The sequence below is a fragment of the Bradyrhizobium sp. HKCCYLRH3099 genome, from assembly GCF_051167855.1.
GTDB lineage: Bacteria > Pseudomonadota > Alphaproteobacteria > Rhizobiales > Xanthobacteraceae > Bradyrhizobium.
In genome coordinates this window covers 178,270-191,994 of sequence record NZ_JBNPTW010000012.1, presented here as the reverse complement: position 1 = coordinate 191,994, position 13,725 = coordinate 178,270, and the positions used below count along the sequence as shown (strand labels likewise).

Annotated in this window: 10 protein-coding genes; 6 read left to right on the top strand and 4 right to left on the bottom strand. The window is 65.9% G+C overall.

Going from position 1 to position 13,725, the window contains the following annotated elements:
* Positions 1 to 52: 52 nt before the first annotated feature.
* From ACQR1Y_RS22425 to ACQR1Y_RS22415, 3 genes are all read right to left on the bottom strand, one after another.
* On the bottom strand, positions 53 to 1,666 hold the full coding sequence (locus ACQR1Y_RS22425; protein ID WP_434877987.1) for a phosphoenolpyruvate carboxykinase: 1,614 nt from the start codon (positions 1,664 to 1,666) through the stop codon (positions 53 to 55).
* Between the two features lie 254 nt (positions 1,667 to 1,920).
* Positions 1,921 to 4,494 carry a CHAT domain-containing tetratricopeptide repeat protein gene (locus ACQR1Y_RS22420; RefSeq protein WP_434877988.1) on the bottom strand — a complete coding sequence of 858 codons (2,574 nt, stop codon included), beginning with the start codon at positions 4,492 to 4,494 and terminating at the stop codon, positions 1,921 to 1,923.
* Positions 4,495 to 4,972: 478 nt separating this feature from the next.
* Positions 4,973 to 5,701 (bottom strand): HugZ family protein, encoded by a 729-nt coding sequence (locus tag ACQR1Y_RS22415; protein WP_434877989.1) that lies wholly within the window; start codon positions 5,699 to 5,701, stop codon positions 4,973 to 4,975.
* Between the two features lie 217 nt (positions 5,702 to 5,918).
* Here ACQR1Y_RS22415 and ACQR1Y_RS22410 point away from each other — a divergent pair, with 217 nt between their 5' ends.
* The 5 genes from ACQR1Y_RS22410 (at position 5,919) to ACQR1Y_RS22390 (ending at position 9,985) form a co-directional block, all read left to right on the top strand.
* Positions 5,919 to 6,620: a response regulator transcription factor gene (locus ACQR1Y_RS22410; RefSeq protein WP_006611449.1), complete on the top strand. Its 702-nt coding sequence runs from the start codon at positions 5,919 to 5,921 to the stop codon at positions 6,618 to 6,620.
* 197 nt (positions 6,621 to 6,817) lie between these two features.
* On the top strand, positions 6,818 to 8,605 hold the full coding sequence (locus ACQR1Y_RS22405) for a stimulus-sensing domain-containing protein (RefSeq protein ID WP_434877990.1): 1,788 nt from the start codon (positions 6,818 to 6,820) through the stop codon (positions 8,603 to 8,605).
* Positions 8,602 to 9,126: an HPr kinase/phosphorylase gene (locus ACQR1Y_RS22400; RefSeq protein ID WP_434877991.1), complete on the top strand. Its 525-nt coding sequence runs from the start codon at positions 8,602 to 8,604 to the stop codon at positions 9,124 to 9,126. The genes ACQR1Y_RS22405 and ACQR1Y_RS22400 overlap by 4 nt, the downstream gene beginning before the upstream one ends.
* 131 nt (positions 9,127 to 9,257) lie before the next feature.
* Complete coding sequence (locus ACQR1Y_RS22395) at positions 9,258 to 9,659, top strand: PTS sugar transporter subunit IIA (protein ID WP_006611446.1); 402 nt, start codon at positions 9,258 to 9,260, stop codon at positions 9,657 to 9,659.
* On the top strand, positions 9,656 to 9,985 hold the full coding sequence (locus tag ACQR1Y_RS22390; RefSeq protein WP_434877992.1) for an HPr family phosphocarrier protein: 330 nt from the start codon (positions 9,656 to 9,658) through the stop codon (positions 9,983 to 9,985). The genes ACQR1Y_RS22395 and ACQR1Y_RS22390 overlap by 4 nt, the downstream gene beginning before the upstream one ends.
* A gap of 203 nt (positions 9,986 to 10,188) precedes the next feature.
* Here ACQR1Y_RS22390 and ACQR1Y_RS22385 read toward each other — a convergent pair whose 3' ends face one another.
* Complete coding sequence (locus ACQR1Y_RS22385) at positions 10,189 to 11,793, bottom strand: glycosyltransferase family 39 protein (protein WP_434877993.1); 1,605 nt, start codon at positions 11,791 to 11,793, stop codon at positions 10,189 to 10,191.
* Positions 11,794 to 11,908: 115 nt separating this feature from the next.
* Between ACQR1Y_RS22385 and lepA the strand changes: the two genes are divergently transcribed.
* Positions 11,909 to 13,720, top strand: a complete 1,812-nt coding sequence (gene lepA / locus ACQR1Y_RS22380) for a translation elongation factor 4 (protein ID WP_434873452.1) — start codon at positions 11,909 to 11,911, stop codon at positions 13,718 to 13,720.
* The last annotated feature ends 5 nt before the right edge of the window (positions 13,721 to 13,725 follow it).

The window sequence follows — 13,725 nt, the reverse complement described above, 5'->3', positions numbered from 1 at the left end:
GCAAAATCGGGCCAGCCGCGAGCCGCGGCTGACCCGACGAGCGTTGGCGAACTTACTCGGCCGCGAGCTTCACGTCCGGCGCGGCGGCGCGGACGTCGGCGTCGACCTGGGCTTCGAACTTGGCGAAGTTCTTCTGGAACATGCCGACCAGAGCGCGGGCGGTCTTGTCGAACTCGGCCTTGTCCTTCCAGGTGTTGACGGGATCGAGGATCTCGCTCGGCACGCCCGGCAAGGCGGTCGGCACCGCGAAGCCGAAATATTTGTCGGTGCGGAATTCGACATTACGGAGCGAGCCGTCGAGCGCCGCGGTCAGCAGGGCGCGCGTCACCTTGATCGGCATGCGCGAGCCCGTGCCGTACTTGCCGCCGGTCCAGCCGGTGTTGACCAGCCAGCAGTCGACATTGTGGTCGGCGATCAGTTGCCGCAGCATGTTGCCGTACACCGACGGATCGAGCGGCAGGAACGGCGAGCCGAAGCAGGTCGAGAACTCCGGCTGCGGCTCGTTGCCGAGGCCACGCTCGGTTCCGGCAACCTTGGCGGTGTAGCCGGACAGGAAGTGATACATCGCCTGCGCCGGCGACAGTTTTGCGATCGGCGGCAGCACGCCGAATGCGTCGGCGGCGAGCATCACGACGTTCTTCGGATGCGGGGCGCGGCCGGTGCGCGAGGCGTTCGGGATGTAGTCGAGCGGATAGGCCGAGCGGGTATTCTCGGTCTTGGAGCCGTCGTCGAAATCCGGGACGCGGCTGTCCTCGTCGAGCACGACGTTCTCCAGCACGGCGCCGAAGCGGGTCGACGCGGCGAAGATCTGCGGCTCGGCTTCCTGCGAGAGCTTGATGCACTTGGCGTAGCAGCCGCCCTCGAAGTTGAACACGCCGGACGGACCCCAGCCATGCTCGTCATCGCCGATCAGGGTGCGGTTCGGATCGGCCGACAGCGTCGTCTTGCCGGTGCCGGACAGGCCGAAGAAGATCGCGGTGTCGCCGTTCGGGCCGACATTGGCCGAGCAGTGCATCGGCATCACGCCGCGCTCGGGCAGATAGTAGTTGAGCGTCGTGAACACGCTCTTCTTCATCTCGCCGGCATAATAAGACCCGCCGATCAGGACGATCTTGCGGGCGAAATCGATGGCCACGACGTTCTGCGAGCGCACGCCGTGACGTTTCGGATCGGCGCGGAAGCTCGGCATGTCGATGATGGTGAGCTCCGGCACGAAGGTGTCGAGCTCGATTGTCTCCGGGCGGATCAGCAGCGTGCGGATGAACAGCGAGTGCCAGGCGAGCTCGGTGAAGACGCGCGTCTTGATGCGGAACGCCGGATCGGCGCCACCATAGAGGTCCTGCGCGAACAGGCTCTTGCCTTCGGCGTGCTTGAGGAAGTCCTGATACAGCGCCTCGAACTGCTCGGCCGTGATCGCCTGGTTGCCCGCCCACCACATCTTCTCGGTCGATGCGTCGCGGACCGTGAACTTGTCCTTCGGGCTGCGACCGGTGAACTCGCCCGTATCCGCGCACAGCGCCCCATCAGCCGACAGCACCGCCTCGCCCGCCGCCAGCGAATACTGATAGAGCTGGGGAGCGCCGAGATTCCAATGCACCTGCTTGAGGTTCTTTAAGCCGAACTTGTCGGCACCGAAGGCGCCGTTGCGAATACCCGTCTCTTGCACGAAGAACCCTCCTGAGAGCCCGCATCACTCGCGCGCGAAATGCGTGGCGCGTTGCGCGGTGACCGTTACCGTTTACATCGCCTTACCAAGCGCGGTCGCCGACCTAATACTGATCAACGCTGGTCTTGCCAAGACGATCCGGCCGAATTGGTTATCGCTGCGAGCTGATGCACGTCGCTCATTTTTCGTCGTGCGGTGCTCATTCAGTTGGCAATCATCACGGCTGCCCAGGATGCTGCAATGCAACAGATATATCAGCGCGTTTCGGTTTCGCCGAGCAATACGAACGGCGCCCAAACCGAAGGATCCGCGCCGCCGGACGAAGATGGATCGTCCAGCAGCGCGAGCATCGCCTGGCGCAGCGCTTCGCTGCGACCCATTGTCGGGTGCTCCGTGAGGCGGTGGAACGTGTCGGTCATCAGCCGTGTCGCGGCCGCCGAATCGACCGCCCAATGCGTGACCAGCAGCGCCCGCGCGCCGGCATAGAAGAACGCCCGCGCGAGACCCGATAGCGCCTCGGCGCCGGGCTTGTCGCCCGCGATCGTGTTGCAGGCCGACAGCACGACGAAATCGGCATTGAGCTTCAGCTGCGCGACCTCGCTCGCCGTCAGCAGCCCGTCATCGAGCACTGACGGAGCGGACGGCAGGCTGAGCGCCAGCGACGGCTCGGCGATGCCCTTGACGTCGCCGGCGACGAGACCATGCGTGGCGAAATAGACGATGCGGAAATCCGACAGCTGCGCCCGCTTCACGGTCGTCTCGCTGGCATCGCTGCCGAGATGAAGATCGGCCGCGGCCACGCCCAGATCGGTCGCCACCGCCTTGAGCTCGTCGGCCGTGTCGGGAAGCTGCGGCAAGGCGCGCGCGAGCTGAGCGCGGTCGACGCCGGCGCCGCGCCAGAACTCCGTATAGGCCAACGTCGCGATGCTGCGCGCGGCCTGCTTGTCGACCGCCCGCGGCGGCGCGCCGGCGCGACCAGGATCGAACACCGGATCGCCGAAGCCGATCATGGGCCGGCTGCCGCGCCGCGTCTGCGCCGCGCCCCGCAGCGTCTTCAGGCTGCCGATCGACGGCAGCACGGCAACGGCATGACGCCGCAACAGCCAGGCCGCATCGCGGTAGCCGGCCGCGCGATCCGGAATAGCTTGCGCCGGCGGCTCGGTGACCAGGAGGTGGAACGGCAACGCCGTCAGTGCGCCTGACGGCACGATCAGCAGGCTGCGCTTGCCCTTGATCTCGGCGTCGATCGGCCCCAGCAGCGTCTGGTAGAGCTCGTGGGCCGTGACGAGGTCGAACCGGTCGGACGTCGCGGCCGTGGGAGCGAGGCCGCGGCGAAAGCGCATGACGTCCCGCGCCAGCGTATCCGCATCACGCGATATCGGCTTCCACGCGAAGCTGTCGCGGGTGATCGCCAGCACGAAGGCCGTGCGCTCGGCGAGGCCGAATGCGACCAGCGCCTCGTCCTCGGCCAGCAGCGGCTGGATGTCGCCGAGCCGAAGCGGGAGCGGATTCGCGAGCGCCGCAAAGTCAGGAAACTCCCGCGCCAGCGTCGCGCGCACGCCGGTGCGCTCAGCGGTGACAGCTGCGAGCCGCGCCTTGTCGCGGGTCTCGGCGGCGCGATCGCGCTGCGCGGCGGGACGCGATACCGCGGCGATGATGGCCTTGTCGAGCGTCTCGGTTTCAGCCGTGAGATCCTGATCCTTGCGCACCAGTTCGGCCAGCCGATCATTGCCGGCCGCGAGCCTGACCGCGAGCTTGTCGACGGCGGCCGCCGCCTGGGACTGGGCGCCGCGCTGGATCACGTCGACGGCCTCGTCGAGCGCCCTCGGCGCCGGCAGCAGGCCGTCGCGCCCGGCCGCAAACAGCACGGGGAGCGCGACCTTCGGCTGCGCCTGCCCGCGCTGAACGAGACGCTCGACCAGCGGCAGCGCATCGGAATGAGGCCCCGCGGCCTGGTAGAGACCGGCGAGATTGTTCAAGGCGGTGATCGCATCGGGATGATCGGGCCCCAGCGCGCGTTCGCGGATCGCGAGCGCGCGGACGAACAACGGCTCCGCCTCGTCGGCGCGCTGCTGGCGCTGCTTCAGGTCGGCGAGGTTGTTCAGCGAGCGCGCGACATCGGGATGATCGGGGCCGAGCAGCTTTTCGCGGATGGCGAGGGATTGCCGGATCAGCGGCTCAGCCTCGCGGTCGCGGCCGTCGCTCTTGGTGAGCTGGCCGAGATTGTTGAGCAGCGTCGCGACCGGCGCGCTGTCATTGCCAGCCACCTTGCGATAGATCGCCAGCGCCCGCTTGAACAGCGGCTCGGCATCGCCATGACGATCCTGGCGTTCGTACAGCGTGGCGAGATTGTTCAGCGCCTGGCCGACATCGGGATGGCCGGGGCCGAGCGCCTTCTCGCGGATGGCGAGCGCGCGCACGAACAACGGCTCGGCCTCGGCATAGCGCTGCTGGCGTTGATAGAGCGCGGCGAGATTGTTGAGCGCCGGCGCGATCTCGACGCTGTCGAGCCCCAGCGCCGTCTCGTACAGCGCCACCGCGCGCTTGTAGACCGGCTCCGCCTCGGCATCGCGACCGAGCGAGGCCAGCGCCTGGCCGAGATTGGTCAGGGCGGCCGCGAGATCGCGCTTGTTCGACGTCGCCTCGAGTCGCGTCACCATCGCCTGCGCCAGCGGCAAGGCCTCGCGGTATTTGCCGGCGCGGCTGAGCGCGATGATCCGGCCGCTCTCGGCGGCGAGATCGGTCTTCTGGGCGAGAGCTGGCGGGGCGGACGCGCTTGCGAGCAGCACCGCTCCGACCGCGATCGCCACGCGTTTGCAGCCTCTCATGCCAGACCTCCGCCCATCACGGAGACTTAGTCGCGGCGCCACGCGTCTGCGTTCGACGCAAAGGGGAGATGCCCAGGAAAGAGGAGCATACGATCGCCGCCAATATCGGTGTCGGCTGTTCTAACCGACGCCGCCACAGCGGCGCTGCGCTCCCTCTGCCCGTTCTTACGGGGAGAGGGCTGGGGTGAGGGGCAACCGCACGGGAGGTCTCGGTGAAAGGGTTTGGCGGGGTCACGCAGCTGGAGTGGGTATGATGGACAAAGGCTCTTCGGTAGATATCAACGGCATTGCGAAATACAGTCTGAGCGCGATCGCTATTTAGAATCCCCGTGTGGCTGCCCCTCACCCCAACCCTCTCCCCGTGAAGAACGGGGAGAGGGAGCGCACCGCTTGCGAGGCGCGCAGATGCGATTCGACCAATGCACGCTCGAACTAATGATCAGCCTTCGAACGAACGATCAGTCCTTCCAAGCAACTATCAGTCCTTCGCCCGCGCCTCATCAGCAAGCCGCACCAGCATCTTGCGCAATCCTCCGGGCGTGGTGACGCGCTCGGGAAAATCGAGCCGTAGCGTCCGGCCGTCGGCCATCAGATCCAATCCGTCGGGATCGCAGCCGCTGCAGCGCCACTCAGCGGGCTCGGCGCCGAGCAGCTTCGTCGCATACAGGCCGAGCGCGTCGCGATGGTCCTCGTTCATGTGCTCGATGGCGCCCTGCTCGGCCGCGAGCAGTTCAGCCGCATCGGAGACATCCGTGAGAAACTGCTCCGGCTTGAGATCGACGATACGGCCGAAACCCGCGACGAGGTGCGTGCCGGAAAGACGAATGAGGAAGAACGAGAAGTCGGCAAAATCGGCATAGTCGCTCGCCGACGGATGCGCATTGAGATACCGACGGCGCAGGCTTTCCCTGTTCTCATCAGTTGCCTGCTCGGCCTTGCCCGACAGCATGATCCGGGCACCTTCGAGCGGATCACCGGGCGCGCGCTCATCGAGCATCAGCGACACGCGCGAATCTGCTAATATGTTCTTCGTATGCACCGCCAATCGCGAAATCAGGATGACCGGCGCACCATCGGCGGCGGTGGCGACGTTCACGAGGGAGCAATATGGATCGCCGGAGCCCGCCATCAGGGTCGCGAGCGCGCCTTGGCGGCTTCGTCGCAGCAGGGACCGGGTCACGCGGTTAGGGTTAAAGCTCTCGGACATCGTCTTTCCCTCGTCCATCCGGTTGCAATGAAGGCCTTTTTTCGGCTAAACGGGCCACAAACTTGGGCATGGCACAAGACTTTGCCATGGTATTTGTGGAACTCGGTCACACTTCAGCCCAGCTTGCATTGCTCGTTGACCATGTTCGAAGCCCAAATACGCGGCCCTTATCTCGATTCTCGAAGTCTCGGCGTAACCAGACTCTGAAAGCAGGCTCATGCCCACAATCGCCTTGGTCGATGACGACCGCAACATTCTGACATCCGTCTCGATCGCGCTCGAGGCCGAAGGCTATCGCATCATGACCTATACCGATGGTGCATCGGCGCTGGACGGTTTCCGGACCAGCCAGCCGGACCTGGCCATCCTCGACATCAAGATGCCGCGCATGGACGGCATGGAGACGCTGCGGCGCCTGCGGCAGAAGTCCGACCTGCCGGTGATCTTCCTCACCTCCAAGGACGAGGAGATCGACGAGCTGTTCGGCCTGAAGATGGGCGCCGACGACTTCATCCGCAAACCGTTCTCGCAGCGCCTGCTGGTCGAGCGCGTCAAGGCCGTGCTGCGCCGCTCGCAGCCGAAGGATCCGACGGCGCTGCCGAAGGAGAACGACGCCAAGGCGCTGGATCGCGGCCTGCTGCGCATGGATCCGGAGCGGCACACCTGCACCTGGAAGAACGAGCCGGTCACGCTCACCGTCACCGAATTCCTGATCCTGCAGGCGCTGGCGCAGCGTCCGGGCGTGGTCAAGAGCCGCAACGCGCTGATGGACGCGGCCTATGACGACCAGGTCTATGTCGACGACCGCACCATCGACAGCCACATCAAGCGGCTGCGCAAGAAGTTCAAGATGGTCGACGAGGAGTTCGAGATGATCGAGACCCTGTACGGCGTCGGCTATCGCTTCAAGGAAACCTGAGGCATTGCTGAGAGCGACGTCATGCGAAATTGCGCGCTGACGTCGCGATCTTGATTGGGTAGATTACGACGCCTGCGCGCATATTGAGCGCAGTTGCCGGAACGGGGCCATTGTTGCGGCGAATTGGTGCGGCGAGTTGAGGTCTCACGGGAGACCGCCGCACGACCCTTGCGAAATCCGGAATCGGAGCACTCCCATTGCTCGATCGCACGCAGCTTGACCCAGCGTTGAACTCCCCGGACGAGGTGGTCGAGGAGACGCCGCAGGTCTCCGGCTGGCAGCGTCCGGTCAGCTGGCTGCGCCGCGCCGGCCAGTTCCTGTTCGCGCTGTCGTTCTCGAGCCTGACGAGGCGGATCGTCTCGCTTAACATCGCCGGCCTGCTCGCGCTGGTTGCCAGCATCCTCTATCTCTCGCAGTTCCGCGCCGGCCTGATCGATGCGCGCGCGCAGAGCCTGCTGGTGCAGGCGGAAATCATCGCCGGCGCCATCGCCGCCTCGGCGACGGTGCAGACCAACACCATCACCATCGATCCCGAGCGCCTGCTCGATCTCAAGCCCGGCGAAAGCTATGGCGCGCCGGACGAATATTCGCCGCTCGATTTCCCGATCAATCCCGAGCGCGTGGCGCCGGTGCTGCGGACGCTGATCTCGCCGACCAAGACGCGGGCGCGGATCTACGATCCCAATGGCGGCCTTCTGCTCGACAGCCGCAATCTCGAGAATGTGCTGCGTTTCGACCTGCCGCCGCCGTCGAGCGAGAAGCCCGGCTTCGTCGAGCGCGCGCTGATCTCGGTGCGCACCTGGCTCAATCGCGGCGACCTGCCGCTGTACCGCGAATACGGCCCGGAGAATGGCAACGGCTATGAGGAAGTCTCGGACGCGCTGAAGGGCCAGAAGCGCAGCATGGTGCGGGTCAATTCGCGTGGCGAGGTCATCGTCTCGGTCGCGGTGTCGGTGCAGCGCTCGCGGACCATTCACGGCGCGCTGATGCTGTCGACGCAGGGCGACGACATCGACCAGATGGTCACCGCCGAGCGCCTCGCCATCCTGAAGGTCGGCGGCGTCGCCTCGGCGGTCATGATCGTGCTCTCGCTGCTGCTGGCCAGCACCATCGCAGGCCCCGTCCGACGGCTGGCCGACAGCGCCGAGCGCGTGCGCCGCCGCATCAAGACCCGCGTCGAGATCCCCGATTTCACCCGCCGCCGCGACGAGATCGGCCATCTCTCCGGCGCGCTGCGCGACATGACGGATGCGCTGTACGCCCGCATCGAGGCGATCGAGATGTTCGCCGCCGACGTCGCTCACGAGCTCAAGAACCCGCTGACCTCGCTGCGCTCCGCGGTCGAGACGCTGCCGCTGGCGCGCAACGACAACAGCCGCGCCCGCCTGCTCGCGGTGATCGAACACGACGTCAAGCGGCTCGACCGCCTGATCTCGGACATTTCCGATGCCAGCCGGCTGGATGCCGAGTTGCAGCGCCAGGACATGACCCTGGTCGACCTGCGCCGGCTCTTGAACACGCTGACCTCGGTCGCCAACGAGACCAAGAAGAACGGCACCGACGTCGCCGTCGAGGTCCGCTTCGAAGGACGGGGAGTCAACGACACCTTCTCGGTGCCGGGCCATGATTCGCGCCTCGGCCAGGTGATCTCCAACCTGCTGTCGAACGCGCAGTCGTTCTCGGAGGCCGGCGGCAAGGTGCGCATCACCTGCCGGCGGGTGCGCTCCGAGATCGAGATCACGGTCGACGACGACGGTCCGGGCATTCGCGAGGACGCCCTGCAGCGCATCTTCGAGCGCTTCTACACCGACCGGCCGCATCAGGGCTTCGGCCAGAACTCGGGCTTGGGCCTGTCGATCTCCAAGCAGATCATCGACGCCCATGGCGGACGGATCTGGGCCGAGAACCGGCCCGGCCCGGTCGATGCCGACGGCAATCCGACGTCCGCCGGCGCGCGCTTCATCGTCCGGCTGCCGGCGTCGTGACCGCCGAATCGGCCAGCATCCATGCGTCGGCCGTCCAGGTGGGGGAACTCGCGGTCCTGATCCGTGGCCCGTCCGGCTCGGGCAAATCGCGCCTCGCCTTCGATCTGATTCTCGCCGGCCGCGCCGGACAGCTGCCGCGCGCGACCCTGGTCGGCGACGACCGTGTTCATCTCGCCACACGCGGCAGGGAATTATGGGTCAGCCCAGCCCCTGCGCTGGCCGGCCTGATCGAGATCCGCGGTCTCGGAATCCGGGGGTGCGACCATGTGTCGGAGGCAAAACTGGGGCTCGTCGTCGACCTCATGGCCGGGGACGCCGCCCGCCTGCCGAACGCGGAAACGCTCCGCATCGCGCTCAACGGTATCGAGTTGCCGCGAGTCCCCGTTGGTGCGGGGTTCGAGCCCTTCCCACTGGTTGCAGCAGCACTGATTACCACTAATACTTCATGTTCCGGTAATCTTTCGGCCGATTGTGTGGAGCAAATTGGTAACCATATCAGCCCCACTATCGCCACCGATTAGACCGCCGCTAGCTCTCCTGCCGTATGCCAGAATCCGGGAGCCTCGCGAATATGCCCTCTTGCGCGAGGGCTCCGGATGGTCAAAGTGGCGCGTTCGTGCGGTGCACCCAAGGCGCCCGCGAGGAGTATCCGATGATTGGCCTGGTACTGGTGACCCATGGGCGCCTCGCCGACGAGTTCAGGGCGGCGCTCGAACACGTCATGGGTCCTCAAAAGCAAATTGAAGCGGTCACGATTGGCGCCGACGATGATTCCGATCTCTGTCGCAGCGACATCATCGAAGCCGTGAACCGCGTGGACACTGGCGACGGCGTCGCCATCCTCACCGACATGTTCGGCGGCACGCCGTCGAACCTCGCGATCTCCTGCATGAGCCGGCCCAAGGTCGAGGTGCTCGCGGGCATCAACCTGCCCATGCTGGTCAAGCTCGCCAAGGTGCGCGAGGAGCGCTCGCTACCCGACGCCATCGCGATGGCGCAGGAGGCGGGACGGAAATACGTCACCATCGCCAGCCGGGTGCTTGCCGGCAAATGAGCGACGAGGACGCGCCGCAGGACAATGTCGCCGGGCCGGCCGTGCCGGCCGACGCGATCTCGCGGGAGCTCCTGATCACCAACAAGCGCGGCCTGCACGCGCGGGCCTCGGCGAAGTTCGTGCAGATGGTCGAGAAGTTCCAGGCCGAGGTCTGGGTCACGCGCGGCGGCGAGACCGTCGGCGGCCGCTCGATCATGGGCCTGATGATGCTCGCGGCGGCGCCGGGGACGAAGATCCTGGTGTCCGCGACCGGCCCCGAGGCCGAAGCCGCGCTGCAGGCGATCACTGATCTCGTGAACGACAAGTTCCACGAAGAAGGCGTGTGACGATCTCTTACCTCGCCCCGCTTGCGGGGAGAGGTCGGATTGCATCGCCAGATGCAATCCGGGTGAGGGGGCTTTCCGCACGGTCGGTGGGCGTGGCGGCCCCTCACCCCAGCCCTCTCCCCGTAAAGAACGGGGAGAGGGAGCGCACCGTTTTCCGCTCAGCAGCTCGACCACCAATTTGGACGGCCTCCGGCCGCGCGGGGCTACTTCCCCGGCCCTTGAATATACACCTTCCAAACGATGGCAGGGCCGGCCTGGCCGTGGAAGAAGCGCTGGGTGGTCATGACCAGCGGCTCGGCCTTGGGCGCTTCCTTGGTCATCCAGGCCTCGCAGGCGGCGATGCGATTGTCGGTGGTATCGCAGATGCCGATGAAGCCCTCGCGCTTGAGGTCATCGAGCGTGGTCAGGCCGGAGCTCCAGGTCTCGTCGGCCGTGTAGGGCACCGTGAACGGCCGCGGGTGATCGGGGCTGTAGAAGGTCATCGGCGTGTTCATCTCGGAGAAGCCGGCGACAAGCGGCCATGGCGTGCCGAATCGGGCATGCCAGGCCTTGGTCAGCTCCCGCGCCAGCTCCGAGCGGGCGCCATAACCAGTCGCGCCGTTGGGATTGGCCGCCATCTCGCGCCGGGCGATCCACGGCGACGCGATCAGCGTCAGAAGCGACAGCACCAGCCAGACCGCCGTGAGCCGCGGCAGCATCGTCAGCCGCAGCCGAAGCGCGGGGATCGCCACCAGCGCCAGCGGCACCAGAAAGAATAGCGAGATGCCCCAATCGGTTTTCATGTAAATCGTAAAGGCAAGGCCGCCGAGCGGCGGTCCGACTGCGACGATCGCCTGCACCAGCCAGACGTTCAGCGCCTGGCTGCGATTGACGCCGGGATTGGGTCCGCGCCGCCAATTGGCGAACGCGAACCGCGCCGGCCAGGCCAGCACCAGCGCCGCCAGCGCCACCGGCAGCGCCAGCAGCGCCAGATTGTGGCCGACATAGCCCAGCACCAGCGTGGCCGCCCGGCCGCGATCCGACAGCGAATAGACATCACCGGCATAGGTCAGCGCCACGAAATCGACCTGCCACAGCCAGATGAGATGCGGGATCATCGCGATGAGCATGGCGACGATCGCGACCCAGGGCGCGGGCGAGGCCAGGAAGCGCAGCCGCTCCGGATGCAGCAGCGCCGCCAGCCCGATGGCGCCGATCATGGTCAGCACCCAATATTTGGTCATCATCGCCGCCGCGCCGGCGAGGCCGAGCCACAGGCCGGACACGGCGCTGCGCTTCTCGAAGGCGTTGAGATAGGCCAGGACAACCAGCGGCAGGGTCAGGAGCTGCAGCAGATCGGCGTTGTATTTGAAACCCTTGAAATTGAAGATCGGATACAGCGCGACCATCACCAGCACGAAGAACGCCCGGCGGCGGTCAACCACCTTGAGGCTCGCCAGCCAGATGATGACGAGCCCGGCGCTGTTCACCGCCATGGCCAGCGCATAGGTCGCCCAGTCCTTGACCGGAAACACCGCGAACCACAGCCCGGCAATCCAGCCCGACAGCGGCGGATGCTTGCCGTAGCCGAACAGGAATCGGCTGCCCCAGGCATAGGCCTCGGCGACATCCATATGGACGTCCTGCGCCGCCTTGAGATTGGTCAGGATCGCCGTCCACAGCACCGCGTGGACCACGGCAAAGCCGATCACGACCCAGATCGAGGTTGCGGGCGCGGTGGCGCGCGCCACCAGCCAGGCGGCCAGCCGCTGCGGTCGGAAACGGCCGCGCATGCGCGCCGCGACAGGCGGGAGAGAGGTACTCGACATCCGCTCTCGTAGCCTGTTTTAGGGCTGCGGGGAATCAGCTTGCCGTGAAGAAAGGCCCTGGAAATTCAGCAATATGGTTGCTGGTGAGGGGCCTGTGATGCTATTTGCGCGACCCATGACGACCGTCCCCATTCCCAACATCCGCAACTTCTCCATCGTCGCCCATATCGACCATGGAAAGTCCACGCTGGCCGACCGCCTGATCCAGATGACCGGCGGGTTGTCGGACCGCGAGATGGCGGGCAAGGAGCAGGTGCTCGATTCGATGGACATCGAGCGCGAGCGCGGCATCACCATCAAGGCGCAGACCGTGCGCCTGCAATACCGCGCCAAGGACGGCAAGGATTACATCTTCAACCTGATGGACACGCCCGGCCACGTCGACTTCGCCTACGAGGTCTCGCGGTCGCTGGCGGCCTGCGAGGGCTCGCTGCTGGTGGTCGACGCCAGCCAGGGCGTCGAGGCGCAGACGCTCGCCAACGTCTACCAGGCTCTCGACAACAACCACGAGATCGTCCCGGTCCTCAACAAGATCGACCTGCCGGCCGCCGAGCCGGACAAGATCAAGCAGCAGATCGAGGACGTCATCGGCATCGATGCCTCCGACGCGGTGATGATCTCGGCCAAGACCGGCCTCGGCATTCCCGACGTGCTGGAAGCCATCGTCACCCGGCTGCCGCCGCCGAAGGGCGACCGCGACGCGACCTTGAAGGCGCTGCTGGTCGACAGCTGGTACGACGTCTATCTCGGCGTCGTCGTGCTCGTGCGCATTGTCGACGGCGTCATGAAGAAGGGCCAGCGCATCCGGATGATGGGTACGGGTGCCGCGTATGACGTCGAGCGCGTCGGCTTCTTCACGCCGAAGATGCAGCAGGTCGACGAGCTCGGCCCCGGCGAGGTCGGCTTCATCACCGCCGCGATCAAGGAGGTCGCTGACACCCGCGTCGGCGACACCATCACCGACGACCGCAAGCCGGTCTCCGAGATGCTGCCGGGCTTCAAGCCGGCGATTCCGGTCGTGTTCTGCGGCCTGTTCCCGGTCGACGCCGACGACTTCGAGACGCTGCGCGCGGCGATGGGCAAGCTTAGGCTCAACGACGCCAGCTTCTCGTTCGAGATGGAAACCTCGGCCGCGCTCGGCTTCGGCTTCCGCTGCGGCTTCCTCGGCCTGTTGCACCTGGAGATCATCCAGGAGCGGCTGTCGCGCGAGTTCGACCTCAACCTGATCGCGACCGCGCCGAGCGTCATCTACAAGATGAAGCTGACCGACGGCGAGGAGATCGAGATTCACAATCCCGTCGACATGCCCGACGTCGTCAAGATCGCCGAGATCCAGGAGCCGTGGATCGAGGCCACCATCCTGACGCCGGACGAATATCTCGGCAGCGTGCTGAAGCTCTGCCAGGATCGCCGCGGCAATCAGAAGGAGCTCACCTATGTGGGCGCCCGCGCGATGGTCAAATACGATCTGCCGCTCAACGAGGTCGTGTTCGACTTCTACGACCGGCTGAAGTCCGTCTCCAAGGGCTACGCCTCGTTCGACTATCACCTGACCGACTACAAGCCGGCCGATCTCGTGAAGATGCAGATCCTGGTCAACAACGAGCCGGTCGACGCACTGTCGATGCTGGTGCACCGGACCCGCGCCGAAGGCCGGGGACGCGCGATGGTCGAGAAGATGAAGGATCTGATCCCGCCGCACATGTTCCAGATCCCGATCCAGGCGGCGATCGGCGGCAAGGTGATCGCGCGCGAGACCGTGCGCGCGCTGCGCAAGGACGTCACCGCCAAGTGCTACGGCGGCGACATCACGCGTAAGCGCAAGCTTCTGGAGAAGCAGAAGGAAGGCAAGAAGAAGATGCGGCAGTTCGGCAAGGTCGACATCCCGCAGGAAGCCTTCATCGCCGCGCTCAAGGTGGATAGCTGAGGCCG

Excerpts from the sequence above, each read along its gene's own strand:
- ACQR1Y_RS22390 (WP_434877992.1), top strand. The coding sequence starts at position 9,656 with ATGAGCGACGAGGACGCGCCGCAGGACAATGTCGCCGGGCCGGCCGTG.
- ACQR1Y_RS22420 (WP_434877988.1), bottom strand. The coding sequence starts at position 4,494 with ATGAGAGGCTGCAAACGCGTGGCGATCGCGGTCGGAGCGGTGCTGCTC.
- ACQR1Y_RS22415 (WP_434877989.1), bottom strand. The coding sequence starts at position 5,701 with ATGTCCGAGAGCTTTAACCCTAACCGCGTGACCCGGTCCCTGCTGCGA.
- ACQR1Y_RS22410 (WP_006611449.1), top strand. The coding sequence starts at position 5,919 with ATGCCCACAATCGCCTTGGTCGATGACGACCGCAACATTCTGACATCC.
- ACQR1Y_RS22395 (WP_006611446.1), top strand. The coding sequence starts at position 9,258 with ATGATTGGCCTGGTACTGGTGACCCATGGGCGCCTCGCCGACGAGTTC.
- ACQR1Y_RS22385 (WP_434877993.1), bottom strand. The coding sequence starts at position 11,793 with ATGTCGAGTACCTCTCTCCCGCCTGTCGCGGCGCGCATGCGCGGCCGT.
- lepA (WP_434873452.1), top strand. The coding sequence starts at position 11,909 with ATGACGACCGTCCCCATTCCCAACATCCGCAACTTCTCCATCGTCGCC.